The 22,999-nt window shown below is 67.2% G+C and carries 28 protein-coding genes, 1 other RNA gene and 1 pseudogene; 9 read left to right on the forward strand and 21 right to left on the reverse strand.

What is annotated here, in order from left to right:
* Positions 1–79: 79 nt before the first annotated feature.
* The 3 genes from MKI84_RS17320 to MKI84_RS17330 form a co-directional block, all read right to left on the reverse strand.
* Positions 80–358 carry a DUF2312 domain-containing protein gene (locus MKI84_RS17320; RefSeq protein ID WP_241621505.1) on the reverse strand — a complete coding sequence of 93 codons (279 nt, stop codon included), beginning with the start codon at positions 356–358 and terminating at the stop codon, positions 80–82.
* Between the two features lie 175 nt (positions 359–533).
* Positions 534–863, reverse strand: a complete 330-nt coding sequence (locus tag MKI84_RS17325) for a DUF1244 domain-containing protein (protein ID WP_241621506.1) — start codon at positions 861–863, stop codon at positions 534–536.
* Positions 864–890: 27 nt separating this feature from the next.
* On the reverse strand, positions 891–1,745 hold the full coding sequence (locus tag MKI84_RS17330) for an N-formylglutamate amidohydrolase (protein WP_241621507.1): 855 nt from the start codon (positions 1,743–1,745) through the stop codon (positions 891–893).
* Between the two features lie 170 nt (positions 1,746–1,915).
* Here MKI84_RS17330 and MKI84_RS17335 point away from each other — a divergent pair, with 170 nt between their 5' ends.
* The gene (locus MKI84_RS17335) at positions 1,916–3,208 is read left to right on the forward strand and encodes a glycerate kinase type-2 family protein (RefSeq protein ID WP_241621508.1); all 1,293 of its coding nucleotides are present in this window, start codon (positions 1,916–1,918) and stop codon (positions 3,206–3,208) included.
* Positions 3,177–3,719, forward strand: coding sequence for a DUF1036 domain-containing protein (locus MKI84_RS17340; RefSeq protein ID WP_425353859.1), 543 nt, complete (start codon positions 3,177–3,179; stop codon positions 3,717–3,719). The genes MKI84_RS17335 and MKI84_RS17340 overlap by 32 nt, the downstream gene beginning before the upstream one ends.
* Positions 3,720–3,865: 146 nt before the next feature.
* Here the strand turns inward: MKI84_RS17340 and MKI84_RS17345 are convergent, their stop codons facing one another.
* The 6 genes from MKI84_RS17345 to MKI84_RS17370 all read right to left on the reverse strand — a co-directional run bounded on the left by MKI84_RS17345 (position 3,866) and on the right by MKI84_RS17370 (position 8,600).
* The gene (locus tag MKI84_RS17345; protein WP_241621509.1) at positions 3,866–5,377 is read right to left on the reverse strand and encodes a Do family serine endopeptidase; all 1,512 of its coding nucleotides are present in this window, start codon (positions 5,375–5,377) and stop codon (positions 3,866–3,868) included.
* Positions 5,378–5,665: 288 nt separating this feature from the next.
* A complete protein-coding gene (locus MKI84_RS17350; RefSeq protein WP_241621510.1) occupies positions 5,666–5,851 on the reverse strand; it encodes a DUF2065 domain-containing protein in 186 nt (61 codons plus the stop codon).
* 12 nt (positions 5,852–5,863) lie between these two features.
* Positions 5,864–6,799, reverse strand: a complete 936-nt coding sequence (gene hflC, locus MKI84_RS17355) for a protease modulator HflC (RefSeq protein WP_241621511.1) — start codon at positions 6,797–6,799, stop codon at positions 5,864–5,866.
* Positions 6,796–7,950: an FtsH protease activity modulator HflK gene (hflK, locus tag MKI84_RS17360; protein WP_241621512.1), complete on the reverse strand. Its 1,155-nt coding sequence runs from the start codon at positions 7,948–7,950 to the stop codon at positions 6,796–6,798. The genes hflC and hflK overlap by 4 nt, the downstream gene beginning before the upstream one ends.
* A 186-nt stretch (positions 7,951–8,136) precedes the next feature.
* Positions 8,137–8,415 (reverse strand): ribbon-helix-helix domain-containing protein, encoded by a 279-nt coding sequence (locus MKI84_RS17365; protein ID WP_241621513.1) that lies wholly within the window; start codon positions 8,413–8,415, stop codon positions 8,137–8,139.
* Positions 8,412–8,600 (reverse strand): DUF4169 family protein, encoded by a 189-nt coding sequence (locus MKI84_RS17370; protein WP_241621514.1) that lies wholly within the window; start codon positions 8,598–8,600, stop codon positions 8,412–8,414. The genes MKI84_RS17365 and MKI84_RS17370 overlap by 4 nt, the downstream gene beginning before the upstream one ends.
* A gap of 449 nt (positions 8,601–9,049) precedes the next feature.
* Between MKI84_RS17370 and fumC the strand changes: the two genes are divergently transcribed.
* Together fumC and MKI84_RS17380 are read left to right on the forward strand one after the other, a co-directional pair.
* Positions 9,050–10,441, forward strand: coding sequence for a class II fumarate hydratase (gene fumC / locus MKI84_RS17375; protein ID WP_241621515.1), 1,392 nt, complete (start codon positions 9,050–9,052; stop codon positions 10,439–10,441).
* A gap of 146 nt (positions 10,442–10,587) precedes the next feature.
* Entirely contained in the window at positions 10,588–11,247 is a 660-nt protein-coding gene (locus MKI84_RS17380) for a Spy/CpxP family protein refolding chaperone (protein ID WP_241621516.1), read from the forward strand.
* 66 nt (positions 11,248–11,313) lie between these two features.
* Here MKI84_RS17380 and MKI84_RS17385 read toward each other — a convergent pair whose 3' ends face one another.
* The 3 genes from MKI84_RS17385 to MKI84_RS17395 all read right to left on the reverse strand — a co-directional run bounded on the left by MKI84_RS17385 (position 11,314) and on the right by MKI84_RS17395 (position 13,101).
* Positions 11,314–11,793, reverse strand: a complete 480-nt coding sequence (locus MKI84_RS17385; RefSeq protein ID WP_241621517.1) for a GNAT family N-acetyltransferase — start codon at positions 11,791–11,793, stop codon at positions 11,314–11,316.
* Complete coding sequence (locus MKI84_RS17390) at positions 11,793–12,587, reverse strand: thymidylate synthase (RefSeq protein WP_241621518.1); 795 nt, start codon at positions 12,585–12,587, stop codon at positions 11,793–11,795. The genes MKI84_RS17385 and MKI84_RS17390 overlap by 1 nt, the downstream gene beginning before the upstream one ends.
* 115 nt (positions 12,588–12,702) lie before the next feature.
* Positions 12,703–13,101 (reverse strand): hypothetical protein, encoded by a 399-nt coding sequence (locus MKI84_RS17395; RefSeq protein ID WP_241621519.1) that lies wholly within the window; start codon positions 13,099–13,101, stop codon positions 12,703–12,705.
* 241 nt (positions 13,102–13,342) lie between these two features.
* Here MKI84_RS17395 and MKI84_RS17400 point away from each other — a divergent pair, with 241 nt between their 5' ends.
* Entirely contained in the window at positions 13,343–13,654 is a 312-nt protein-coding gene (locus tag MKI84_RS17400; RefSeq protein ID WP_241621520.1) for a hypothetical protein, read from the forward strand.
* 54 nt (positions 13,655–13,708) lie between these two features.
* Positions 13,709–14,066, forward strand: a transfer-messenger RNA (tmRNA) gene (gene ssrA / locus MKI84_RS17405).
* An 18-nt stretch (positions 14,067–14,084) separates the two neighbouring features.
* Here the strand turns inward: ssrA and MKI84_RS17410 are convergent.
* Genes MKI84_RS17410 through MKI84_RS17425 form a run of 4 tightly spaced genes read right to left on the reverse strand, consistent with a single transcriptional unit; the run spans position 14,085 to position 16,993 of the window.
* Positions 14,085–15,446 (reverse strand): sensor histidine kinase, encoded by a 1,362-nt coding sequence (locus MKI84_RS17410; protein ID WP_241621521.1) that lies wholly within the window; start codon positions 15,444–15,446, stop codon positions 14,085–14,087.
* Positions 15,443–16,120 carry a response regulator gene (locus MKI84_RS17415; RefSeq protein WP_241621522.1) on the reverse strand — a complete coding sequence of 226 codons (678 nt, stop codon included), beginning with the start codon at positions 16,118–16,120 and terminating at the stop codon, positions 15,443–15,445. Before MKI84_RS17415 ends, MKI84_RS17410 begins: the two co-directional genes overlap by 4 nt.
* A gap of 10 nt (positions 16,121–16,130) precedes the next feature.
* The gene (locus tag MKI84_RS17420) at positions 16,131–16,694 is read right to left on the reverse strand and encodes a cytochrome b/b6 domain-containing protein (protein ID WP_241621623.1); all 564 of its coding nucleotides are present in this window, start codon (positions 16,692–16,694) and stop codon (positions 16,131–16,133) included.
* 14 nt (positions 16,695–16,708) lie between these two features.
* Positions 16,709–16,993 carry a PepSY domain-containing protein gene (locus MKI84_RS17425; RefSeq protein WP_241621523.1) on the reverse strand — a complete coding sequence of 95 codons (285 nt, stop codon included), beginning with the start codon at positions 16,991–16,993 and terminating at the stop codon, positions 16,709–16,711.
* A 415-nt stretch (positions 16,994–17,408) separates the two neighbouring features.
* Here MKI84_RS17425 and MKI84_RS17430 point away from each other — a divergent pair.
* The 3 genes and pseudogenes from MKI84_RS17430 to MKI84_RS17440 all read left to right on the forward strand — a co-directional run.
* Positions 17,409–18,038 (forward strand): annotated as a pseudogene (locus tag MKI84_RS17430) (SspB family protein); the annotation flags it as partial.
* Positions 18,039–18,236: 198 nt separating this feature from the next.
* Positions 18,237–19,526: a flavin monoamine oxidase family protein gene (locus MKI84_RS17435; RefSeq protein WP_241621524.1), complete on the forward strand. Its 1,290-nt coding sequence runs from the start codon at positions 18,237–18,239 to the stop codon at positions 19,524–19,526.
* On the forward strand, positions 19,523–20,041 hold the full coding sequence (locus MKI84_RS17440) for a dihydrofolate reductase (protein WP_241621525.1): 519 nt from the start codon (positions 19,523–19,525) through the stop codon (positions 20,039–20,041). Before MKI84_RS17435 ends, MKI84_RS17440 begins: the two co-directional genes overlap by 4 nt.
* Before the next feature lie 11 nt (positions 20,042–20,052).
* On the opposite strand, the gene MKI84_RS17445 is transcribed toward MKI84_RS17440, so the two are convergent.
* The 5 genes from MKI84_RS17445 to MKI84_RS17465 form a co-directional block, all read right to left on the reverse strand.
* A complete protein-coding gene (locus MKI84_RS17445; protein ID WP_241621526.1) occupies positions 20,053–20,742 on the reverse strand; it encodes a tetratricopeptide repeat protein in 690 nt (229 codons plus the stop codon).
* An 89-nt stretch (positions 20,743–20,831) separates the two neighbouring features.
* Complete coding sequence (ykgO, locus tag MKI84_RS17450; RefSeq protein ID WP_013167868.1) at positions 20,832–20,957, reverse strand: type B 50S ribosomal protein L36; 126 nt, start codon at positions 20,955–20,957, stop codon at positions 20,832–20,834.
* A gap of 118 nt (positions 20,958–21,075) precedes the next feature.
* Positions 21,076–21,501, reverse strand: coding sequence for a DUF4260 domain-containing protein (locus tag MKI84_RS17455; protein ID WP_241621527.1), 426 nt, complete (start codon positions 21,499–21,501; stop codon positions 21,076–21,078).
* Positions 21,498–22,010 (reverse strand): ribonuclease HI, encoded by a 513-nt coding sequence (gene rnhA, locus MKI84_RS17460; RefSeq protein ID WP_241621528.1) that lies wholly within the window; start codon positions 22,008–22,010, stop codon positions 21,498–21,500. The genes MKI84_RS17455 and rnhA overlap by 4 nt, the downstream gene beginning before the upstream one ends.
* Positions 22,007–22,996 carry a homoserine kinase gene (locus MKI84_RS17465; RefSeq protein WP_241621529.1) on the reverse strand — a complete coding sequence of 330 codons (990 nt, stop codon included), beginning with the start codon at positions 22,994–22,996 and terminating at the stop codon, positions 22,007–22,009. The genes rnhA and MKI84_RS17465 overlap by 4 nt, the downstream gene beginning before the upstream one ends.
* Positions 22,997–22,999: the final 3 nt, after the last annotated feature.

A 22,999-nucleotide genomic window follows, 5' to 3' on the forward strand; every position in this document is an offset into this window, starting at 1 on the left:
GCGGCATTGGCCCGAACAACAAAAACCCGGCGATCCGCCCTGGATCGCCGGGTTTTTCATGCAGCGACGATGGCGCGGTTCAGGCGACCATGCCGAGCGCCTGGAGATAGAGGTCGACGATCGCCTCGTGCTCGGCGCGCTGGTCGGCGTCCTGCTTGCGGATCTTGAGGATCTCGCGCAACGCCTTGACGTCGAAGCCGGTGCCCTTGGCTTCGGCAAACACGTCCTTGATGTCTTCGGAAATGGTCTTCTTCTCTTCCTCCAGCCGCTCGATGCGCTCGATGAAGGATTTGAGCTGTTCCTTGGCAAAGCCGGCGGCGGCATCGGAAAGCGGCTGGTCGTTGGGAATGTCGGACATATCTACTCCGGTGGGCCTGGGCCGGGAGGCGCGAACCGCGCCGGCCCGGCAGCCTCGTGGCTGAAAATCGGGATCGGATCAGGAACGGAACTCGTCCGCCGCGTCAAGGCGGAGGCGTCCGCGTGCACAGGCTAGCCCCGCAATCCACCGTCCATGTCGCGCGATCGACGCGGCGTCAGTGGGTCCCCGGGCCGGTAAAGGCGGCCTTCTGCTCGGGCGTCGCCTCGGTCTGGTGCCTGGCCTTCCAGTCCTCATAAGGCATGCCGTAGACCGCCTGGCGGCTCTCGTCCTTGGTCACCGGCAGGCCGCGCTCCTGCGCGGCATCAAGGTACCAGTTCGACAGGCAATTACGGCAGAAGCCGGCGAGATTCATCAGGTCGATATTCTGCACGTCGGTGCGCGCGGACAGATGCTCTACCAGGCGACGGAAGGCGGCGGCCTCCAGTTCGGTACGGTCGCGCTCGGAAAGCGGAGCGGCAGCAGAAGCGGGCGTTTCGGAACTCATGGCGGCGTACTCCGGATAAGCGGCGGTTCAGCCGGATATGGGGGCGACCGGGCCGGTGCGCGAGCCATAGCCGCGCAGCTCGTGCATCCCCGGACGGGCGAGAATGCCGGGCAGGATGCCGGCGAGCCGCTCGGCCCAGGCGCGCTGGCCGGCCTCGTCCGCGATCAGGTCCTGCCGGACCTCCAGCAGCACATGGGCGCGGCCGGGCGCCGTGCCGTGACGGTACAGGCAATCATTGCGCAGAGCGCCGTCATAAGGCTCGTTGTCGCCGACGATCAGGTCGCCCGGCGCCGCCAGCTCCTCGATCAGCGGACGGGCGAAGCGCTCGTCGCAGTCCCACAGCACGGCCGCGTGCCAGGGCCGGGGCACGCCGCGCCAGACCGGGGTGAAGGAGTGCATGGAGAACACGGCCGGAACCACGCCGGCCCGCTCGGCATCGGCCAGCTCCGCCTCGATGGCGCGGTGGTAGGGCCGGTGGAAGGCATCAAGCCGGCGCTCCACCTCGTCGGCGTCGGCATGGCGGTTTCCCGGCACGACCGCGCCGTCGGACAGGCGCATCACCAGCGTCGGGTCGTCCTCGCCGCGATTGGGGTCGATCAGCAGCCGCGAGAAGCAGGAAAGGACCGCCGGGCAACCCAGCAGCCTCGCAAGTTTGCGCGTGACCCCCGCAGCGCCGATATCATAGCCGATATGGCGCTCCAGCTGCGCCTGCGGCAGGCCGAGCGAGCCATAGGCGGGCGGCAGCGCATTGGAAGCGTGGTCGCAGATCAGCAGCACGCCGGCATCCCACGCCCCGGCGATGCGTTCGAAGGCGGGAAAATCCTGAGCAGAATCACGGTCATCGGCCGCGAGGGCGCTTTCTTCCGTCGAGAGGCGACGCATTTTGTCCCGTCTGATGCGATAAACACGGTCAGGATAGTGACGCGGAACCATCTGTGCCATAGGAATACGCCGGTTTCGCGTCGTGCAGGTTCGGGATTCGACTTTCGACCCATCCGCCGGTGCGCCAGAATCGTTAGGCCCGGCAGGGCCGATCGGGGGTAGGGGTTGCAATGGTAGACGTCTCGGCGCGTGTGTTTCTGGACCAGCTCTTCGAAGCGGCGGTGGCAGCGGCTCACCCGAGCACATGTCTGCCGCCCGCGCTGCCGCCGCCTCCGGCCCATGGCCGCCTGATCCTTCTGGCCGCCGGCAAGGCCGCCGGCTCCATGCTCGAAGTGGCGGAAAGCCACTATCTCGATACGCTCGGTTTCGATCCCGCCCGCCTCGCCGGCATCGGCGTCGCGCGCCACGGCTATGGCCGCCCGACGCGCCTGCTGGAGATGGTGGAGGCCGGCCATCCGGTGCCGGACGCCGCCGGGCTCGCCGGCGCGCAGAAGGCGCTGGACCTCGCCGAATCCGCCACTGCCGACGATCTGGTGCTGGTGCTGCTCTCGGGCGGCGCCTCGGCGAACTGGATCGCCCCGGCTTACGGCGTGGAGCTTGACGACAAGCGCGCGTTGACCCGCGCCCTGCTGCGCTCGGGGGCCAACATCACCGAGATCAACACGGTGCGCAAACATCTCTCGCGGATCAAGGGCGGCCGCCTCGCGGCGCTGGCGCAGCCGGCGAAGGTGGTGACGCTCTCCATCTCCGACGTGCCGGGCGACGATCCGGCGGTGATCGGCTCCGGCCCCACGGTGCCGGATCCCACCACGCTGGCGGAAGCGCGCGACGTGCTGACCCGCTACCGTATCGACCCGCCGCCGTCCATCGCGGTGGCGCTGCGCGATCCGGCCAATGAATCGCCCAAACCGGGCGACGCCGCCTTTGCCAATAGCGAGTATCTGCTGGTCGCCCGTCCGGTGGATTCCTTCGTCGCCGCCGAGAAGCTGGTGCGCGAGGCCGGGCTGGAGCCGATCCTGCTCGGCGACAATCTCGAAGGTGAGGCCCGCGAGGTTGCCGCCGCTCAGGCGGCGAAGGCGCTGGAGCTGAAGGCGGCCGGCAAGAGCGCCGTGCTGCTCTCGGGTGGCGAACTGACCGTGACCATGCGCGGCCAGGGCCGTGGCGGCCCGAACCAGGAATTCGCGCTGGCGCTGGCCGCCGCGCTCGGCGGAGCCGAAGGGATCTACGCGGTGGCTGGCGATACCGACGGCACCGATGGCGGCGGCGGCGCGGCCACCGATCCGGCCGGCGCTTATGTGATGCCCGACACGCTGGCCCGCGCCAGCGCGGCCGGTCTCGATCCTGCCGCCTTTCTCGCCGAGAACGACTCGACCACCTTCTTCGAGACGATCGGCGACCTGCTGACGCCGGGGCCGACCTGCACGAACGTCAATGATTTTCGAGTTGTCTTCATCGACAAGTGAGCGCGCGGGCGCTCCGGCACGCGCGGGGCTGAAGCGTCGCGCCGGCGGGAGCGTGCTCGCCGCGCTGATGCTGGCGCCGGTGCTCGCCACGCTGGCCCCGACGCCCGCCGCCGCGGATTTCCGCCTGTGCAACCGCTCCGGCAGCCGCATCGGCATCGCGCTCGGCTACAAGGACGGTAATATCTGGGCCACCGAGGGCTGGTGGAACATCGCGCCGAAAAGCTGCGAGACGCTCCTGCGCGGCGACCTCGTGGCGCGATTCTATTACGTTTACGCCATCGACTACGATCTCGGCGGGGAATGGGCCGGCAAGGCCTTCATGTGCACCCGCGAGAAGGAGTTCACCATTCGCGGCATCGAGGACTGCCTCGCACGCGGCTTCGACCGCACCGGTTTCTTCGAGGTCGATACCCGCGAACAGAAGAGCTGGACCGTACAGCTCACCGAGCCCGACCAGGCCGCGACGCCGCGTGTCGGCATGCCGCCATTGCCGCCGCCCAAGGCGCCCTGATCACCGCCCCCTGATCACCGCGCCCTGATCGCCACGCCCTTGCCGGCCCGCCGCTGAGCGGAACGGTCCCGACACGAAGAAAGCCCCGGCCACATGACCGGGGCTTTCTTCGTGAATGCGCGTGGGGCTGTGCCCTGCTCTGTCGCTCAGTCGATCGGCAGGGCGGTGAAGCGCACCTGGCCGTCGGGGTCGGAGATCATCAGCAGCGCCGAGCGCTTGCCTTCCTTCTTCAGCTCGGCAAGGCGGTCCTCCACATCCTTCGGCGTGGCGGTGGCTTCCTGGTTGACCTCGACGATGAGATAGCCGGCGGCAAGCCCACGATCGGCCGCCGCCGAGCCCGGCTCCACCTTCAGGATGACCACGCCCTTGAGCTCGTCCTTGATCTTGTATTTGGTCCGCAACTCCGGCGACAGCTCGGCCACCTCGACCCCGAGCACCTTGGTGCTGGCGGCGGGCGGAGCGTCCGGCTTGGAGGGGGCGGGGGCGGCAGCTTCGGGCGCCTCGCTCTCGTCGAGCCGGCCAACGGTCACGCGGAGCGTTTCCTCCTTGCCACGGCGGACCACCACGACGTCGACCTCCTTGTCGACCGGTGTGTCGGCCACGATGATCGGCAGCGCGCGAATGTCCTTGACCTCCTTGCCGTCGAAGCGGATCACCACGTCGCCGGCCTTGAGCCCGCCCTTGGCGGCGGGGCCGTCATCGTTCACCGAGCCGATCAGAGCGCCGCGCGGGGTTCCCAGCGAGAGGCTCTCGGCGATTTCCGGCGTTACCGCCTGGATGCGCACGCCGATCCAGCCACGGCGCGTTTCGCCGAACTCGCGAAGCTGCGCCACCACCGGCACGGCGGTGTTGGACGGCACGGCGAAACCGATGCCGATCGAGCCGCCGGAGGGGGAGATGATCGCGGTGTTGATGCCGATCACGTCGCCGTCCATGTTGAACAGCGGCCCGCCGGAATTGCCGCGGTTGATGGCGGCGTCGGTCTGCAGGAAATTGTCGTAGGGACCGGAATTGATGTCGCGGTTGCGCGCGGAGATCACGCCCACGGTCAGCGTGCCGCCGAGGCCGAACGGGTTGCCGATCGCCATCACCCAGTCGCCGACACGCAGCACGTCGGAATCGGCGAACTTCACCGCCTTGAGCGTCTTGCCGGCCTCCGGCGTCACCTTGAGCAGGGCCAGGTCGGTCTTGGTATCACGCCCGACCAGCTCGGCCTTGAGCTTGGAGCCGTCGGCGAAATTGGCGAAGATCTCGTCGGCGTCGGCGATGACGTGGTTGTTGGTGACGATCAGCCCGCTGGAATCGATCACGAAACCGGAGCCCAGCGAGGACACCCGGCGCGGGCGCCCGCCATCCTCGTCGCCCTGCTGCTGGCGGCGTTTGAAGAACTCCTCGAAGAACTCCTCGAAGGGCGAGCCGGGCGGCAATTCAGGGGTCGGCACGCTGCGCGACGGCGCGACCGTCTGCGAGGTCGAGATGTTGACCACGGCATCCATGATCTGGGCCGCGGTGTCGGCCACCGTGTCAGGACCCTTGACCGCGGCGGCATGGGCCGGGAACGCTCCACCCGCCAGGGCGCCCGCGGCGAGCGCGCCTGCGAGGAAAAGGCGGGGCACGAGCCCTGACAGGGTGCCAGAGCGTTCAACGTATTGAAACATCATGCCTCCTTCGCGTCGCCGCGTGCCTCTGGCAGGCCGGGGCCGGTGGATGCCCGAACCCTGCCGCACCGTTCATCGGCAAACGCTTAACCGGGACGCAAGGCGATGCAAGCCAAAACCACGCGAGCATCGCGGGCGCGCGCGGCGGACGATTGCAATGGCGATGGCACGGGCAATGACGTGGAGAGGGCGGGCGGCGGGCTCGCCGCCATCGCGCGGGCACGGGACGTGGCCCGGCCGGGCGTGAAGCGGCCGGGAGACGACGTCTCCCGGCACGCGGAGCAATTTTCAGCTGCGCATCAGCCAAACCAATACAAGGCCGAGAACTGCGCCGACCAGCCCCGCAATTCGCAGGGGCTGGTCGGGCAGTTGGTCGATCGAGATCATGGCGCGGCGCACGGCACCCGGCACGGCGGCAAGGAGCAGACCCTCGATGACCAGCACGAGACCGAGCGCGACGATGAGATCAGACATCGTCGCGCGGCGTCAGTTCGCGGGCTGGGCAGGTGCGGGAGCTGCCGCGCCCGGAGTTGCCGGCGGGGTCAGCGGTGTGCCCGGCGCGCCCGGATCGTTGAAGAACCTGAAGAAGTTCGAATCCGGCGACAGCACCATGCGGGTGTCGGCGCCCTTCATCGAGGCTTCATAGGCCTGCATCGAGCGGTAGAAGTCGAAGAAACCCTTATCCTGCCCGTAAGCCTGGGCGAAGATGTCGTTGCGTTCGGCTTCGCCCTGGCCGCGGAGCTGGTCGGCGGTCGAGGTGGCCTCGGCGACGATGATGGTCGAGTCGCGGTCGGCGCGGGAGCGGATGGTCTGCGCCGCCTCGCCGCCCTGGGCGCGGATTTCCGACGCTTCGCGCTGGCGCTCGGTCTGCATGCGCTGGAACACCGCCTGGCTGTTGGCCTCCGGCAGGTCGGCGCGGCGGATGCGCACGTCGAGCACGTTGATGCCGAATCCAGCGGCCTCGCGGTTCACCTGGTCGCGGATGCGCGCCATCAGCACCTCGCGCTCGTCGCGCACCACCTGGATGAAGGTGGATTCGCCGAGCACCCGGCGCAGCGCCGAGTTGAGGATGGTGGCGAGCCGCGAATTGGCGCCCTCGATGGTGCCGACCGACTGGTAGAAGCGCAGCGGGTTGGTGATGGCGTAGCGCGCGAACGCGTCCACCACCAGGCGCTTCTGGTCGGAGGCGATGACTTCCTGCGAGGGGTTTTCGAGGTCGAGGATGCGCTTGTCGAGCAGGATCACGCTGTCGACCAGCGGGATCTTGGCGTTGAGGCCCGGCTGTTCGATCACGCGGATCGGTTCGCCGAAGCGCAGCACCAGCGCCTGCTGGGTCTGGTAGACGGTGAACAGCGCCGAATACGCGACCACGAGCACGGCCGCGATCAGGATGGCAAGGATGAGACCAAGGCTGTTCTTCATCGGGCGGCTCCCTGAGCGGCCGGAGTGGTCGATCGGGGTTCAAGCGCGCCAAGCGGCAGATAGGGCACGACGCCCGACTGGCCGCTGGCGGCAGGATCGATCACAACCTTGTCCATGCCGGCGAACACGCGCTCCATGGTTTCGAGATAGAGCCGCTGGCGCGTCACGTCGGGGGCCTTCTGGTATTCGCCGAGCACGCTCAGGAAGCGGGCGGCCTGACCGCGCGCCTCGATGATCGCGCGTTCCTTGTAGCCTTCCGCGCCCTGGGTGATGCGGGCGGCCTCGCCGCGCGCCTCGGGGACGACGCGGTTGGCATAGGCCTGGGCCTCGTTCTGCAGGCGCTCGGCGTCGGCGCGTGCTGCCTGCACGTCGCGGAACGCGTCGATGACCTGCTGCGGCGGGTCGACCTTCTGGAGCTGGACCTGAGTGACGAGAATGCCGGACTGATAGCTGTCCAGCGTGCGCTGCATCAGCTCATGCACCGCGGTCTCGATGTTCTGGCGGGCCCCGGTGAGGATCGGCTGGATGTTGGTCCGCCCGATCACCTCGCGCATCGCGCTCTCGGCCACCGCCTTGATGGTGCCCTCGGGGTTCTGCACGTTGAACAGATAATTGGCGGCGCCGACATCCTCGGTCGAGCCGGCGGCGGCGGGCTTCACCATCCAGAACACCGCGAATTCGACATCGACGATGTTCTCGTCGCCGGTGAGCATCTGGCTCTCCTCGGCGATGGTGCGGGCCGTCGCGCCGCGGCGCGGATCGTCGCTCGAGCGGGTGCCGATGTCGATGCGGTTGACGCGCGTGACCTGCGGGGTCAGCACGGTCTCGATCGGGTAGGGGAGATGGTAGTTCAGGCCGGGATTCGAGGTGCCCACGAACTTGCCGAAGCGCAGCACCACGCCCTGCTCGTCGGGCTGGACCCGGTAGAAGCCGGACAGCAGCCACACCAACACGGCGACCGCCACGATGGCGATGATTCCCTTGGACGAACCGAAGCCGCCGGGCATCACGCCCCGAAGCTTGTCCTGTCCGCGCCGGATCAGATCCTCGAGATCGGGAGAATTAGGCCCTGGCGTTTGCGGGCCATTGCCCCAGGGACCGCGTGGACCGCCACCACCCCATGGTCCACCGCTCTGGTTCTTCCACGACATTCCGCGGCTACTCCCATCTTGCGCGCCCGATACGCCCGGGCCCGCATGTGGCGCAGCCGTCAGACATGCTCGTGCTGAAAAGACCCGCGCCTTCCTGAAGCAAAAGACGCAGCGAGGCGGTTATAGGTGACGAAACACCACGTTACAACGCGTCCTCGCGAGCGGTCATATGGGAAAGCCGTACTGTTACGCAACGGTAGATCTGGCCGCGATGCCGCGATCGTTATGTTCGCTGCCCTCGCGCGCCGTCGGCGGGTTCCGGTAGTGGGCGAGCACATACAGGCGGATCGCCGACGACAGATTGCCCTGATTGCGGCCTGAATCGATCGACGCCACGATTTCCGACAGGGTGCTGCGCCGATTGGCGGCAATTTCCTTAAGGGCATCCCAGAACTGATCTTCCAGGCTGACGCTGGTCTTGTGCCCGGCAATCACAATCGACCGCTTAACCACAGGGCTCTTCATGTTTCATCCTCTCGTATCCGCAAATGACCATCCAGCGACGCCGCCCCCAAACGTTCCGCGGTCCGCTCCGCCTCGCGCTGGACCTTCGTCCGGCCGAATTCCAAACGCCGCGCCGCGGCAGTTTGTTCCGCTTGCTCCCGAGCAATTTTTTTCCGGTGACGCCGAAGATTGATGATGTCTGCCATAGGCATTCTCCCGTAGGCATCCTCTGCACGGAGTACCGTTTCAGTCAACATATTGAACGCCCGACCTTCAATCAATTCTTTAAAATGCACATATCTTTCAGTAACTTAAAACAAAGTCACGGTGGGAAATATTCAAAGCGCGCGCCGCGCGTCTGGCGGAGGTGGGAAAATTCCGTAATGCAACCAAATTCTATCTAGTCCGCTCTTGGTCCGGGCCGGTGGAAATATTTGGCGCGGGGCACGCGCCCTCGCGCATTACTGTTACCCAAATACCCTGTTGTCTTGGTGCGGATGGTATCGGCAGGAGGGGACCGGCGCGGGCCGCACTGGCCCGAGGTCGCATTTGCCCGTCTCGCGGCTCATGCTAAACCGGCCCCGCGCTCACGGGAGGGAGCCTGTGCCGCGCTTGTGTCGCTTTCATGGACGCATCCACCCGAAAGGCTTGCCGCATGACCAAGACCCGCATCGAAACCGATACGTTTGGCCCCATTGAGGTGGAGAGCGACAAGTATTGGGGCGCGCAGGCGCAGCGCTCGCTCGGCAATTTCAAGATCGGCTGGGAAAAGCAGCCGCTGCCGATCGTCCGCGCGCTGGGCGTCATCAAGCGGGCCGCCGCCGAGACCAATCTCGCGCTGGGCCGGCTTGACCCGGCTCTGGCCAAGACGATCGTGAGCGCCGCGCAGGAAGTGATCGACGGCAAGCTGGACGCGCATTTCCCGCTCGCGGTCTGGCAGACCGGCTCCGGCACACAGTCCAACATGAACGCCAACGAGGTGATCTCCAACCGCGCGATCGAGATGCTTGGCGGTGAGATGGGCTCGAAGAAGCCGGTTCACCCTAACGATCATGTGAACATGAGCCAGTCGTCCAACGACACCTACCCGACCGCGATGCATATCGCGGCCGCCGAGGAAGTCGTTCACCGGCTGCTTCCCGCCCTGACCCGGCTGCGCGACGCGCTGGCGCAGAAGTCGAAGGCCTGGGAGCACATCATCAAGATCGGCCGCACCCACACCCAGGACGCGACGCCTCTGACCCTTGGCCAGGAGTTCTCCGGCTACACCCAGCAGGTGAGCAACGGCATCACGCGTATTGAATTGACGCTGCCGGCACTGATGGAACTCGCGCAGGGCGGCACCGCGGTCGGCACTGGCCTCAATGCGCCGGTGGGGTTTGCCGAGCAGGTCGCGGCCCGGATCGCCGACATTACCGGCCTGCCCTTCACCTCGGCGCCCAACAAGTTCGAAGCGCTCGCCGCGCATGACGCCATGGTGTTCACCCACGGCGCCATCAACACGGTCGCCGCCTCGCTGTTCAAGATCGCAAACGACATCCGCCTGCTCGGCTCGGGCCCGCGCTCGGGCCTTGGCGAACTGTCGTTGCCGGAGAATGAGCCGGGCTCCTCGATCATGCCGGGCAAGGTAAACCCGACGCAGTGCGAGGCGCTCACCCAGGTCTGCGTGCAGATCTTCGGCAATAATGCCGCGCTGACCTTCGCCGGCAGCCAGGGCCATTTCGAGCTGAACGTCTACAACCCGGTCATGGCCTACAACTTCCTGCAGTCGGTGCGACTGATGGCCGACGCCGCGGACAGCTTCACAGAGCATTGCGTGGTCGGCATCGAGGCGCGCGAGGACAACATCAAGGCGGCGCTGGAGCGTTCGCTGATGCTGGTCACCGCGCTTGCCCCGAAGATCGGCTACGACAACGCCGCCAAGATCGCCAAGACCGCGCACAAGAACGGCACCACGCTGCGCGAAGAGGCGGTCGGCGGCGGCTACGTTACCAATGAGGAATTCGACGCCGTTGTCCGCCCGGAAAACATGATCTCGCCGGGCTGATTGCCGTTCATCTCATATTCATCTGGATGAATGCGTGTTTATTTAAGTAAAAATGCAGTAGTAATTAGACATTACCGAAGTTTCATTTGAAGCTTCCGTTGTTTCACGTCAACATCGGCCTCATCCTCGACATGGAGATGAGGCCGATGAAACGCACTATCCTAGTCGCTACCGCCGCCGCCCTTCTGGCCAGCGCCACCTTCGGCGTTGCCGCTTCCGGTCCGCATATGTGGGGCCACCGCGCCGGCGACATGCCGCGTCCTTCCCCCGAGCAGATGGCCGAGAACGCCGGTGCCTTCGCCGATGCGCGCATCGCCGCGCTAAAGGCCGGGCTGCGCCTCACCTCCGAGCAGGAGAAGCTGTGGCCGGCGCTGGAGACCGCGTTGCGCGCCTCGTCCGACCAGCGAATCGAAGCCCGCAAGGAATGGCGCGAGCAGCGCGCAGAACGGCGCGGCGCGAAGGGCGACGCCGCAAGTCGCGGTGAACGTCCCGATGCCATCGAGGGGCTGAACGCCCGCGCCGACGCGATGATGGAGCGGGGCGATGCGCTGAAGAAGGTCGCCGAAGCCGCCAAGCCGCTTTATGCCAGCCTCGACGACGCGCAGAAATTCCGCTTCAACCGGCTGTTTGCCGAGGCGCGCGGCGAGCGCCGCATGGCCTCGTTCGATGGCGGTCGCCATGATCGCGGCCGTGGCTGGCAGCGGCCGGATGCGCATCACGGCCCGCGTCACGGCGTCGGCCCGGGTGGTTTCGACCGGGACAGCCATCGTGCGCCGCCCCCGCCGCCGGAAGCCGAGCGGCTTTGAGGCTCGACTGACGCGACATAGGCGACATCACCCCGGCCGGTCCGCCAGTCGGGGTGATGTCCGTCTTCAGTCCGCCGCCAGCTTTTCGAGCGCGGCGCCGGTGACACGCTGCACCGTCCATTCGTCCATCGGCGCCGCGCCGATCGAACGGTAGAACCGGATCGCCGGTTCGTTCCAGTTCAGCACCCACCATTCGAAGCGGCCGAGCCCTTCGGTCACGCAGCGCTTCGCCAGGTGCTTCATCAGCGTGGTCGCGATGCCGTTGCCGCGAAAGGCCGGCCGGACATACAGGTCTTCGAGATAGAGCCCGTGCCGGCCGCGGAAGGTCGAGTAATTGTAGAACCACAGCGCGAAGCCCGCCGGCTCGCCGTTCCATTCCGCGATGTCGCAGAACGCCTTGGGATTGGCGCCGAACAGCGCGGCCTCGATATCCCCGATCCCGGCCTCCACCTCGTGCAGCAGCTTCTCGTAATCGGCGAGCTCGCGCACGAAGGACAGGATCAGGGCGGCGTCTTCCGGCCGGGCCGGGCGGATGGCGAGGGTCATCAGACCGCGACCGACGCCTTGATGGCGGGGTAGGGGTCGTATCCCTCGATCGCGATGTCCTCGAACCGGAAGGCGAACAGGTCGGTCACGTCCGGGTTGAGGCGCAGCGTGGGCAGTGTGCGGGGGCTACGCGAAAGCTGTTCATGCGCCTGTTCCAGATGGTTCAGGTACAGGTGCACGTCGCCGAAGGAATGCACGAAGTCGCCGGGCTTCAGCCCCGTCACCTGCGCCACCATGTGGGTGAGCAGCGCATAGGAGGCGATGTTGAACGGCACACCGAGGAAGCTGTCGGCCGAGCGCTGGTAGAGCTGGCAGGACAGCCTGCCGTCGGCGACATAAAACTGGAACAGGCAATGGCAGGGCGGCAGTGCCATCTTCGGCACGTCCGCCGGGTTCCAGGCCGAGACGATCAGCCGGCGCGAATCCGGGTTGCGGCGGATATCGGCGAGAAGCTGGACGATCTGGTCGATCACCCCACCCTTGCCGTCCGGCCAGGAGCGCCATTGGTGACCATAGACCGGGCCGAGATCGCCGCGCTCATCGGCCCACTCGTCCCAGATGCGAACGCCATTGGCCTTGAGATAGGCAATGTTGGTGTCGCCAGCGAGGAACCACAGCAATTCGTGGATGATCGACTTCAGGTGCAGCTTCTTGGTGGTGACCAGCGGGAAGCCATCGGACAGGTCGAAGCGCATCTGGTGGCCGAACACGGAGAGCGTGCCGGTGCCGGTGCGGTCGTCCTTGCGCGTGCCCTCGCGCAGGGTGCGTTCCAGAAGCTCGTGATATTGCCGCATCGTTCCGTGCCGATTCGCTGTCCGCCAAGCTGCTCAATATAGGCGTGGAGGCGAGTTTGCGCCCGCCTCCACGCGATCAGCCGTTATGCACCCTGTGGAGTGCTGTGGACAGGCGTCAGTCGCAGACCGTGCTGACGGTGATCAGCCCGCTCCGGGTTTCGCGCTCCACCGTGCGGCAGTCCTCGTCGAAGCCACGGGAGACCTCATCCGGCGGCAGGGGCGCCAGATCGCGCGGACCGGCCTCCCGCACATAGACCTCATTGGCATAAGGCCCGCCGATGGGTTCGCGGACGATCACGCGCGCGGGGGCCTCGCGCACCACCATGGGCGCTTCGCGGATGATGATCCGCTCCGGCGGCACGAAAACATGGCCGCGATCATCCATGCCCGGCGGCGGAAGCTGGACGTAGTAGCCCTCGACATAGCTCTGCTGGGCGACGCCGGGCGTGGCGGAGAGCGCGAGCGCGCCGAGAGCCGCGGCGGCGGCGCCAAAGGTCAGTCGAGCAAGTTTCATCGTTCTGCTCCTCGTCTGCTCCCCCAGCCCGGGAGGCAACGGTAGGCGTCACGTAACGTTCCCCGTTCCGCGATGGCGGCAATGGGGTCATTTCGTGGCGTCGCGCAGCCGGGCCGCGCACGGCACGCGACGAATTGCCGATGATCGTGCGATGATCCGAGCGACGACGCGGGAACTCCCATGCGTGGGCGCACTTATCCTTGCGTCTAGATTTACCGTTTTGGCAGCAGGGAGAACGCCGATGGACGCGACCGAGCGCATGAGCCGCGAGCTGGAACGGGCCCGAATCCATCTCAGCCGGCTTGAGAAGGATGCCACCCATCCGCTGGATTTCACCGTGCAGGAATCGCACACCGCCCCCTCGCTCATCCTGCGGGCGGGTCAGCATCTGCGCAGCGCGCATTCCGATGTCAGCCTCGATTACGAGTTGATGCGCCAGCTTCTGATCGAGGCCCTGCGCACCCGGATTGCCGAACTGGACGAAAAGCTGGTGGGCACCGCGCCGGCTCTTTCACTCGACGAACTGCAATATGGCGACCAGACCGAAGCCTGATTGGCGTCATCTGACCCGGCAAACGGCGCGTCGCCCACAGGGCAGCGCCGTTTGCCTCTTCCAACCGGGCGCGGCTCTCCCTATATTCATCGTTGCCGGCGCAAGTCGGCTATGGCGATAAACGGCTATCGGAATAAACCCTTCGGACCCGGGGGCAGTACCCGGCGCCTCCACCCGAGCCCAGTTGAACAAGCTGGGCTCGGGCGGGGGCGAAACAGGATCGACGAGGGCGTAAAGGGTGGACTTTCGCTCGGCATGGTACCGCCGTCATCGGACCAAACATATAGTTGCCAACGACAACTATGCTCCGGTTGCTCAGGCCGCGTGAGCGGTTTGATCTCTGGGAAATAAGTCCTTGCGGGTAGCACTGTAAGGCGGGGTTCGGAGGCACCTGGCAACAGAAGCCTCCACTTCCTCACCTCGACAGAACTCAGCTTTCCAAACGTTCTTCCGCCGGCAGTCGGATGCAGGCGGTTGTGCCACGGGGCGCGCAGGCATTGAGGGCAAAATCGCCGCCATGCAGTGCGGCGACGCGGCGCACGATATCCAGCCCGATGCCCCGCCCTTCCGTCACATAGGAGGGCGCGCCGCCCCTCGGCCGCGGGCCCATCGCGCTTTCGATGCCCCGTCCATCATCGCTGACCGCGATGTCCTGCCCGGAGGAGGCTACCAGGATCGCCACACCCACCCCGCTATGGCGCACAGCGTTTTCGACAAGGTTGCGGATCGCGTCCTTCAACAGACCGACATTGGCGAGCACGCGGGAATTGACCGACGGCTCGAAGGCGATTGTCGCGCCCTGCGCATAGACCCATGGCGCCAGGGAGCCCACCACGTCGCCGAGCAGATCATCCAGCCCGACGGCCTCGAAGGAGGCCCGGTCCGTCTCCTCCAGCCGCGCCAGCGTCACCAATTGCTGGAGCAGCCGCGTGAGGTCGTCGACCTCGGCCATGGCACGGCGCGCACGTATGTCGCCAATACCCTCCAACTCCAGCCGGATTACAGCCAGCGGAGTGCGGATCTCGTGGGCAATGGCCGAGGTGAACAGCTTCTGCGAGGCAACAAGCTCGCGGATGCGGTCGAAGCTGCGGTTCACGGCGCCGGTGAACTGGGCAATCTCCCGCGGCATACCGGCGTCATCCAGCCGTGCATCGCTGCGCAGGGGGTCCAGCGTCTCGGCCGCGCGGGCCGCCTGCTCGACAGGTCGCAAAGCGGTGCGGATCGATAGCAGCGTGGCGCCAAGGACGAAGATCAGCGTCAGGCTCATCGGTACCAGCATGTGCTCCAGCGCCTCGTCGGTCAGCACGCCCCAGACCGCGCTGCGCGGATCGCCGGTGATCGCGATCTCGATGAAGACCGGCCGCTCGCCGATCTGGACGGTACGCCCGCCGGCGATGGAAATCGGATAACCCACCGCGATCCGCCGCAGCCAGAACGAGGGCGGGTTCACGTCGAGCGGCAGGAAATGATCGGTGCAGGCCGCATCGCAATGCGAGAACAGCACCACGCCGCTGGCCGTGCGCACGCGGGCCACATAGCCGGAGCCGTGCACGTCGTAGCGGTCGGCGAGGCCGGACGGCAGCTCATAGCCGAGGCGACCATTGGTCTCCGACAGTCCGGCGGCCAGCGCCTGCGTCTCCTGTTCCAGCATCAGCCGGCCGAGATTGTCGGGGTCGCGTCCATATTGCCACAGCACGGTCGCCAGCTGCGCCAGCATGGCAAGGCTGGCGAACAGGACGATGCGGGCGCCAACGAGGCGACCAAGTGGACGTGACCGGCGGGCGCCCGTCATGCCCCTGTCTCTCGTAGGAGATAGCCCACGCCGCGCACAGTCTCGATCGCGACCTGGGTCGGATGCGGCGCGAGCTTGCGGCGCAGGCGTGACAGCAGCACCTCGATCGCGTTCGCGCTGACTTCGGCGTCGTATTCCGACAGCTTTTCCTCAAGCCCGCGCTTGAAGGTGACGCGCCCGGCATTGCGCATCAGGATTTCGAGCGCCGCGCGCTCGCGCGGGGCCAGGCAGATGGTCTCGCCGCGGCAGCCGATCTCATGCGTTGCCGGATCGAAGCGCAGCGCGCCGGCCTCCAGCACCGGGTCGACCGCGAGCGGTGCGCGGCGCAGCAGCGCACGGATACGCGCCAGCAGCTCGCCATTGTTGAACGGCTTGGTGAGGTAGTCATCGGCTCCGGAATCCAGCCCGGTGATCCGCTCGTCGATGGTCGCGCGGGCTGTCAGCACCAGCACCGGCGTCGGGTCCCTGCGTCGCCTGAGCCGGCGAAGGAGATCGGTGCCGTCGCCGTCGGGCAGGCCGAGGTCGAGCAGCACCAGGTCGTAATGCAGGCTGGCGAGCGCCTCCTCGGCGTCGGTGAGCCGGCCGACGGCATCAAGGCGCCAGCCGGCACCCCGGACGGTTTCGCCCACCAGATCACGCAGGCGGGCGCTGTCCTCGACCAGAAGAAGCCTCATCACTGATCTCTCACGGGCGCTTCCGCCCGGTGATCATCGACCAGACCAGGTTTTCGCGGTGACGCCAGCTTTCGAACAAGGCTGCCCCCACATGCAGAAAGGCGAGCGCCAGGATGCTGTTCGCGAGCGTGCCGTGCAGATCCTCGAGCCATTCCTCGCCCCAGAACGCGTCGAGCCCCATCATCCAGCCGGTGACGGACACGCCGCCCAGCAGCGCCATCAGCACGAGCATCATCACCGCGCCAGCGGGGTTGTGACCGAGCGTGCGCGGCTCTCGGCCCTTCAGCAGGGCCGAGAGGTAGGCCCCAAGCCGCCTCGGGCCTGGGACGAAATCGGCGAAGCGGGCATGGCGCGTGCCGATGAAGCCCCAGATGACGCGGATGACCAGTGCGGCGGCGACCGCATAGCCTGCGACCTCATGGGCGAGGCCGCCATCGTCGAGGACGAACAGGTTCAGCAGGCAGCCGGTAACCACGGTCCAGTGGAACAACCGCACCACGAGGTCCCAAACCCGTACGCTGAGGCCGGGGTTGTCGCCGCTGTCGGCCGGGGAAGCGATGCCCCCGCCCTTCATAGCATCGCCCGACATCAGTCGATCTCGGACTTCACGACGGCGCCGGTCACCGGGTTGAAGTAGACCTCGGCCTTCTTGTTGTCCTTGGTGTAGCCGTAGATCTCGTAGCAACTGCCGGAGACCTTGAAGGTCTTGATCTTCTGGTAGCCCATTTCAGCTACCTTGGCCTTCATGGCGTCTTCCGACATCCACTTGTCCTTGGCCTCGGTGGTGCAGGCCGGGGAGGCGGACGCGATGGTGGGAACGAGCGCCGGGACCAGGGCGGCGGCGGCGAGCAGCGGCGCGATAAGATAACGCATGGGGTATTTCCTTCCGGTGGATCGACGGTGTCGCGATCGGAGCGACCCTAGGGCGCGTACCTGTCGGGAAGCTGACGGTCCCGGCGCATCACGCGCGCCGCGTGCGACCGCATTGCCGGTTGCCGCGCACTCGTGCTAACCACCGAAATCGATATCGCCGCGCCGCCGCGCCGACCAGGCATGAGTCTCGACCTCGATCGGGCCTGCGGTTTTGCTTCGGCAGACGGCGAAATCGTTTTACAGTGGGGCGTGTCGTTCGACGGATGTTCACATCCGTTCACGCCTCGGCTAACTAACGCATCACATTGGAGTGGCTTGTGAAACCTCGGTTTCCATGCTTGCCTCCACTCACATTCCATCGGCCGCGCCGGTCGCAGGCTGGCGGTCACGGCCGGAATCGGGTTCAGTGACCAGCATGAGCGTCGACCTTATTCGCTACGATCTCCTTGTTCAGGACGCGCTGCGTGCCGTGGTGCGCCGCGTGCTGATCGATGTCGCGCGCGATGGGCTGCCCGGCGACCACCATCTCTACGTTTCCTTCGACACCTGCGCGCCCGGCGTCCGGCTGTCGCCGCGCCTCAAGGAAAAATACCCGGAAGAGATGACGATCGTGCTCCAGCACCAGTTCTGGGACCTGATCGTCGCCGAGCAGTTCTTCGAGGTCGGGCTGTCGTTCAACGGCATTCCCGAGCGGCTTCACGTGCCGTTCGATGCGCTGAAGGGCTTCTTCGATCCGTCGGTGAAGTTCGGCTTGCAGTTCGAGCCGCCCCCGTCGTCCGAGGACGAGGAGGCCGCGCCCGCGCCGACCGGTCCGCGTGCGGTCGATGCCGAGCCCAGAGCGGTTCCCGCGCGGCCGACGTCCGTGCCCTCCACCAAGATGCCCTCCCGCGCGGCCGAGGCCGGCGACGCCGCCAGGCCCGCCCGCACCGAGGCCCCGGTATCGGAAAAGCCGACAGCCGCGAAGTCAGGGCCGAAGCCCGCGCCCGGCAAGCCTGTGGCGGCCGTCTCCGAGACGCCCGCCAGCAAGGCGGCGGCGAAGGAGGATGGCGACACGGCCAAGGATGTGGCGGTCAAGCACGGGACTCCCAAGGAAGGTGCCCCCAAGGATCCCGCACCCAAGGACCCCGCGCCCAAGCCCGACGCGCGGCGAAATGCGGCTGAGACGGAGGCGCCCGTCGATGATGAGGCGCCCAAGAGTGGTGCGCAGGTCGTCCGCCTCGACGCTTTCCGCAAGAAGTAGGCCGTGAGCGATTTCTTCGATGTCGTGGTGGTCGGGGCTGGTGCCGCCGGTCTCGCGGCCGGGGCGCGCCTCGCCAATGCCGGTGTGCGATCCTGCGTGATCGAGGCGGCGGAGCGCACCGGCGGGCGGGCCTATACCGACACCACCAGCTTCGGCATCGCCTGGGATCGTGGCTGCCATTGGCTGCATTCCGCGTCGGTCAATCCGCTGCGCGCGGCGGCGGACCGGCTGGGCATCAGCTACCTCGCGCGCGGCACCCGGCAGGCCCGGGCGACGCATCTGGGCACGCGCTGGGCCGAGCAGGCCGAGCGGGTCGCGATCTGGCGCGCCATCGACGGCGCGTTCGACGCGATCAAGCAGGCCGGCGACGAGGGCCGTGACATTGCCGCGAGCGAGGTGATGGACCTTGCCGGCCCGTGGGCGCGGCTCGCCCGGCACTGGGTGACGCTGATGTCGGCGGCCGAGGCGGAGCGCCTCTCCACACTGGATTTCGCCGCATACACGGATACCGGAGAGAACTATCCTGTTGCGCAGGGCTATGGCGCGCTGGTCGAGGCGGTGGCTGCCCATGCCGCCCCCCAGATGAGCGTCACCTTGAACTGCCCGGTGAGGACGCTGGACTGGTCGGGCGAGGGCGTCAGCCTGGAGACGCCGCGCGGAAATATCCGGGCGCGCTTCGCCATCGTCGCGGTGCCGACGGCGGTGATCGCGCGCGGCGGGCTCGGCTTCGCGCCGCTGCTGCCCGTTGAACTGGCGGAAGCCTTCGAGGCTCTGCCGCTCGGCGCGGCGGAGAAGGTCGCCATCCTGTTCGACCGTGACGTGTTCGGCACGGAAGAGACCACCTATTTCGACACGATCGACGTCGAAAACCCCGCGCGCACCCCGATCAACTTCACGCTCAACCCGTTCGGCTCGACGATGGCGATCGGCCAGCTCGGCGGCGACAATGCCGCGCGGCTGGTGAAGGCCGGGCCGCAGGCGATGCAGGACTTCGCCCTTACCGCGCTCGCTGACGCCTATGGTGCCGACATTCGTGCGCGGGTGAAGGGCGTCGCGACCACCTCCTGGGTCGCGGACCCGCGGATCGGCGGCGCCTATAGCTGCGCGCTGCCCGGCAAGGCGCATCTGCGCGCCCGGCTGGTGGAGGCCAATACGCGCCCGCTGGGCGACCGGGTGTTCTTCGCCGGCGAGGCGGTGTCGACCCACGCCTATTCCACCGCCCATGGCGCGCATCTGTCCGGTCTTGCGGCGGCTGAGGCGGCGCTGGCGCGGCTCGCGGGGGGAGTGGCGTGACCGAGGCTCCCACCATCACGCTGGTCGCCGCGGTGGCGGAGAACGGCGTCATCGGCAGGGGCGACGCGCTGCCCTGGCACATTTCCGGCGATCTCAAGCGCTTCCGCGCCATCACCTGGGGCAAGCCGATCCTGATGGGCCGGCGTACCTTCGAATCGATCGGCCGGCCGCTACCGGGGCGCACCACCATTGTCATCACCCGCGACACCGCCTTCGCCCCGCCGGAAGGTGTGCTGGTCGCGCCCTCGCTGGAAGCGGCGCTGGAGCGCGCGGCCGAGGAGGCGGGGCGGCTGGGCGTCGACGAGATGGCGGTGGTCGGCGGCGCGCAGATCTATGCGCAGGCGTTCCCGCGGGCATCGCGGCTACGGCTGACGCGGGTGCATGGCTCGCCGGCGGGCGACGTGCTTTTCCCGGATTTCACGGCGGCGGACTGGCGCGAGGTCGGCCGGGAAGGGCCGATCCAGGGCGAGAAGGACGAGTTCGCCTTCAGCTTCATCGAATATGAGCGGGCCTAGATGCGCGGGCCTCAGATCGGCCGGCCCTCGACCGTGATCGTGAGTTCTTCCTCGATATCCTTGGCCTGCCCGAAGCGGGGATAGATGTCGAGCGCCCGGCGCGCCGCTTCCAGCGCGTGCTTGTCGTCGCCGACCTCCTTGGCGATGATCGCGATGCCGGACCAGGCGGCGTAATGCCGGGGTTCGCGGGTCACGACCTGCCGGAGGTCGTTCAGCGCGTCGGCATAATCCTGTTTCATGTAGAACACGGTGGCGCGGCGGTTCCAGGCATCGAGATGGTCCGGCTCGATCGCCAACACGCCGTCCAGAAGCTCGATGGCGAGGTCGAACGCCTTGGCCTGGGTCGCCATCGCGGCGCGGCTCATCAGGACGTCGGCCGTGTCGCTGCCCGACGGTGTGAGTGCGACGTCGATCCGGTCGGCGATCGATTTGGCCGAGGCATCGTCCGGCGCAACCTTCAGCGCGGCGAACAAGGCATCGAGCCGTTTGGATTGATCAGGATTGGCATCGGCGGAGGGCAGGCTCGGGCCGCCTCTCGCCGACTTGTCCGCGGCTCCCTTCTCCCCGAGGCCCTTTGCTCCGGCGTCCCTCTCGGAGCGGGCAGCAGGCGGCGAGCCCTGCCCGGGTGCTTGTTCCTGGGCATGGAGCGCGGCGCCGAGGGGCGCCAGTGTCAGGGCGAGGGCAATAAAAAGGGCGCGCATGGGCCCGATCTTAGGACCATGCGCGCCCTCGTCAATCTTGAGCGCCGCGTGCCTTGCGAAAACGTGAACGCGAGGCAGCGCCGGAAGGCTCAGCCCTGGCGGGCCTTGAAGCGCTTCTGGGTCTTGTTGATGATGTAGACGCGGCCCTTGCGGCGCACGAGACGGTTGTCACGGTGGCGGCCGAGCAGCGACTTCAGGGAATTGCGAATCTTCATGACACGTAACCTTCGGATCAGTAACGCCTGCGTATGAGACGGCGCCTCCATGGCCGCGCCCCGATCCGCCAGCTTCAATATTTCGAGGCCGGCTGATAGCGGAGAGGAGGGGCGCTTGTCAATCCGGGACAGGCTTGCCCGCGCCATCGTCGTGCGGTTTTCCGATCACGCCGAGATGGGTGAAGCCGAATCCGGCCCGGTACTTGAGTCCGTAGCCGAAGGTTCGGTCGATGCCGATATGGGCCAACCAGATCAACGCCAGCGCCACCGGCAGCGCGGAACCCAGCGCCAGCCCCAGGGCGCCGATCGCGGCGGGCGCCAGCGTGGTGTGCGCGGCATTGTAAAGCATCGCCCCCGGCGCCGGGCCGGCGAGATAGCCGAGCATGGAGAGATCGGGAGCCAGGATCAGCAGCGCGAACAGCCCCCAGCCTTCGCCGGTGGCGCGGTAGCCAAGAATCGCGGCGAGGGCGAGTGCCGCGCCCTCCAGCCGCAACAGCAGCCTGGGGGTTCCCCTGACCGCGCCGGGCGTTTCCGCCGCGCTCATTCCGGCGACTGTCCACGGCCCGGCTTGTAGGGCGCCATGCCCGCGCGGGCGAGCGCGTCGGCGCGTTCGTTCATCTCATCACCGGCATGGCCCTTGACCCAGTGCCACTGGATGTCATGGCGCTCGATCGCCGCCTCCAGCCGTTCCCACAGGTCGACATTCTTCACCGGCTTCTTGTCGGCGGTGCGCCAGCCATTCCGCTTCCAGCCGGCGATCCACTTGGTGATGCCGTTGCGCATGTACTCGCTGTCGGTGTGAAGATCGACCGTGCACGGGCGTTTAAGCGCCTCCAGCGCCGAGATCGCCGCCATCAGCTCCATGCGGTTGTTGGTGGTGGGCACCTCGCCGCCGCACAGCTCCTTCTCGATCGCGCCATGGCGCAGGATCGCGCCCCAGCCGCCGGGGCCGGGGTTGCCCGAGCAGGCGCCGTCGGTCCAGATCGCGACGCGGCTGGCGGCGGGTGTCTTCTCGTCGGCGAAGATGCGGGCGGTGCCGGGGGCGCTCTTCATGCCCGCGCCGCCGCGGCCGTCTCGACGATCCCGTAATCGCCCGCGCTGGCCACGGTGCGATGGAAGCGCAGCTTGCGCAGATATTCCACAGGGTCGTGCGGGCGCACCAGCGCGCCGGGGGGCACGTTCAGCCAGTCGACGAGGCGCGTGAGCAGGAAGCGCAGCGCGCTTCCCCGGCACAGAATCGGCAGGGCCGCGATCTCCGCAGCCCCGAGCGGCCGCGCGGCCTGGTAGCCGGCGAGCAGCGCCCGGCCCTTGGTCTGGTTGAACGCGCCATCAGGCTCGAAGCACCAGGCATTCAGGCAGATCGAGACGTCATAGGCCAGCAGATCGTTGCAGGCGAAATAGAAGTCGATCAGGCCCGAGAGCCGGTCGTCGGTAAAGAACACATTGTCCGGGAACAGGTCGGCATGGATCACGCCGGCCGGCAGGTCGCGCGGCCAGCAGGATTCCAGATAGTCCAGCTCCTGCCCGATCAACGCGCGCAGGCCCGGCGCCACCGTGTCGGCCCGCTCGCCGGCGGTCTCATACAGCGGACGCCAGCCGGCGACGGAAAGCGCGTTGGGCCGGTGGAAGGCGTGGAAGTCCGCGCCCGCCTTGTGCAAGGCGGCCAGCGCCCCGCCCAGCGCCGCGCAATGGGCGACGGAGGGCCGGCGCACCGAGGTGCCGACCAGGAAGGTCGCGATCGCGCAGGGACGGCCGGCGAGGGTGCCGAGCGCGTCGCCGGCGCGGTTCTTCACCGGCTGCGGGCAATCGATGCCGCGGGTGGCGAGGTGCTCCATCAGCCCGATGAAGAACGGCAGGTCCGCCGGATTCACCCGCTTCTCATAGAGCGTCAGGATGAAGCTGCCGGCTTCGGTCTGGAGCAGGAAGTTCGAGTTCTCGACACCCTCGGCAATGCCCTTGAAGGCGCGCAGGCGGCCGATGTCATAGGTCGCGAGGAAGGCTTCGAGCTCTTCCGGTGATACGTCGGTGTAGACGGCCATGGG

Source organism: Ancylobacter gelatini (assembly GCF_022601675.1).
Classification (GTDB): domain Bacteria; phylum Pseudomonadota; class Alphaproteobacteria; order Rhizobiales; family Xanthobacteraceae; genus Ancylobacter; species Ancylobacter gelatini.

Bases quoted from the DNA above. Each gene is read 5' to 3' on its own strand.
- MKI84_RS17365 (WP_241621513.1), bottom strand. From the start codon at position 8,415: ATGAAGAGCCCTGTGGTTAAGCGGTCGATTGTGATTGCCGGGCACAAG.
- MKI84_RS17390 (WP_241621518.1), bottom strand. From the start codon at position 12,587: ATGCGGCAATATCACGAGCTTCTGGAACGCACCCTGCGCGAGGGCACG.
- hflC (WP_241621511.1), bottom strand. From the start codon at position 6,799: ATGAAGAACAGCCTTGGTCTCATCCTTGCCATCCTGATCGCGGCCGTG.
- hflK (WP_241621512.1), bottom strand. From the start codon at position 7,950: ATGTCGTGGAAGAACCAGAGCGGTGGACCATGGGGTGGTGGCGGTCCA.
- MKI84_RS17330 (WP_241621507.1), bottom strand. From the start codon at position 1,745: ATGCGTCGCCTCTCGACGGAAGAAAGCGCCCTCGCGGCCGATGACCGT.
- MKI84_RS17410 (WP_241621521.1), bottom strand. From the start codon at position 15,446: ATGACGGGCGCCCGCCGGTCACGTCCACTTGGTCGCCTCGTTGGCGCC.
- MKI84_RS17385 (WP_241621517.1), bottom strand. From the start codon at position 11,793: ATGACCCTCGCCATCCGCCCGGCCCGGCCGGAAGACGCCGCCCTGATC.
- MKI84_RS17370 (WP_241621514.1), bottom strand. From the start codon at position 8,600: ATGGCAGACATCATCAATCTTCGGCGTCACCGGAAAAAAATTGCTCGG.
- MKI84_RS17395 (WP_241621519.1), bottom strand. From the start codon at position 13,101: ATGAAACTTGCTCGACTGACCTTTGGCGCCGCCGCCGCGGCTCTCGGC.
- MKI84_RS17345 (WP_241621509.1), bottom strand. From the start codon at position 5,377: ATGTTTCAATACGTTGAACGCTCTGGCACCCTGTCAGGGCTCGTGCCC.
- ykgO (WP_013167868.1), bottom strand. From the start codon at position 20,957: ATGAAGATTCGCAATTCCCTGAAGTCGCTGCTCGGCCGCCACCGTGAC.
- rnhA (WP_241621528.1), bottom strand. From the start codon at position 22,010: ATGAAGAGCGCCCCCGGCACCGCCCGCATCTTCGCCGACGAGAAGACA.
- MKI84_RS17445 (WP_241621526.1), bottom strand. From the start codon at position 20,742: ATGCGCGCCCTTTTTATTGCCCTCGCCCTGACACTGGCGCCCCTCGGC.
- MKI84_RS17425 (WP_241621523.1), bottom strand. From the start codon at position 16,993: ATGCGTTATCTTATCGCGCCGCTGCTCGCCGCCGCCGCCCTGGTCCCG.
- MKI84_RS17380 (WP_241621516.1), top strand. From the start codon at position 10,588: ATGAAACGCACTATCCTAGTCGCTACCGCCGCCGCCCTTCTGGCCAGC.
- MKI84_RS17400 (WP_241621520.1), top strand. From the start codon at position 13,343: ATGGACGCGACCGAGCGCATGAGCCGCGAGCTGGAACGGGCCCGAATC.
- MKI84_RS17320 (WP_241621505.1), bottom strand. From the start codon at position 358: ATGTCCGACATTCCCAACGACCAGCCGCTTTCCGATGCCGCCGCCGGC.
- MKI84_RS17415 (WP_241621522.1), bottom strand. From the start codon at position 16,120: ATGAGGCTTCTTCTGGTCGAGGACAGCGCCCGCCTGCGTGATCTGGTG.
- MKI84_RS17340 (WP_425353859.1), top strand. From the start codon at position 3,177: ATGATTTTCGAGTTGTCTTCATCGACAAGTGAGCGCGCGGGCGCTCCG.
- MKI84_RS17335 (WP_241621508.1), top strand. From the start codon at position 1,916: ATGGTAGACGTCTCGGCGCGTGTGTTTCTGGACCAGCTCTTCGAAGCG.
- MKI84_RS17455 (WP_241621527.1), bottom strand. From the start codon at position 21,501: ATGAGCGCGGCGGAAACGCCCGGCGCGGTCAGGGGAACCCCCAGGCTG.
- MKI84_RS17465 (WP_241621529.1), bottom strand. From the start codon at position 22,996: ATGGCCGTCTACACCGACGTATCACCGGAAGAGCTCGAAGCCTTCCTC.
- MKI84_RS17420 (WP_241621623.1), bottom strand. From the start codon at position 16,694: ATGAAGGGCGGGGGCATCGCTTCCCCGGCCGACAGCGGCGACAACCCC.
- MKI84_RS17325 (WP_241621506.1), bottom strand. From the start codon at position 863: ATGAGTTCCGAAACGCCCGCTTCTGCTGCCGCTCCGCTTTCCGAGCGC.
- MKI84_RS17350 (WP_241621510.1), bottom strand. From the start codon at position 5,851: ATGTCTGATCTCATCGTCGCGCTCGGTCTCGTGCTGGTCATCGAGGGT.
- fumC (WP_241621515.1), top strand. From the start codon at position 9,050: ATGACCAAGACCCGCATCGAAACCGATACGTTTGGCCCCATTGAGGTG.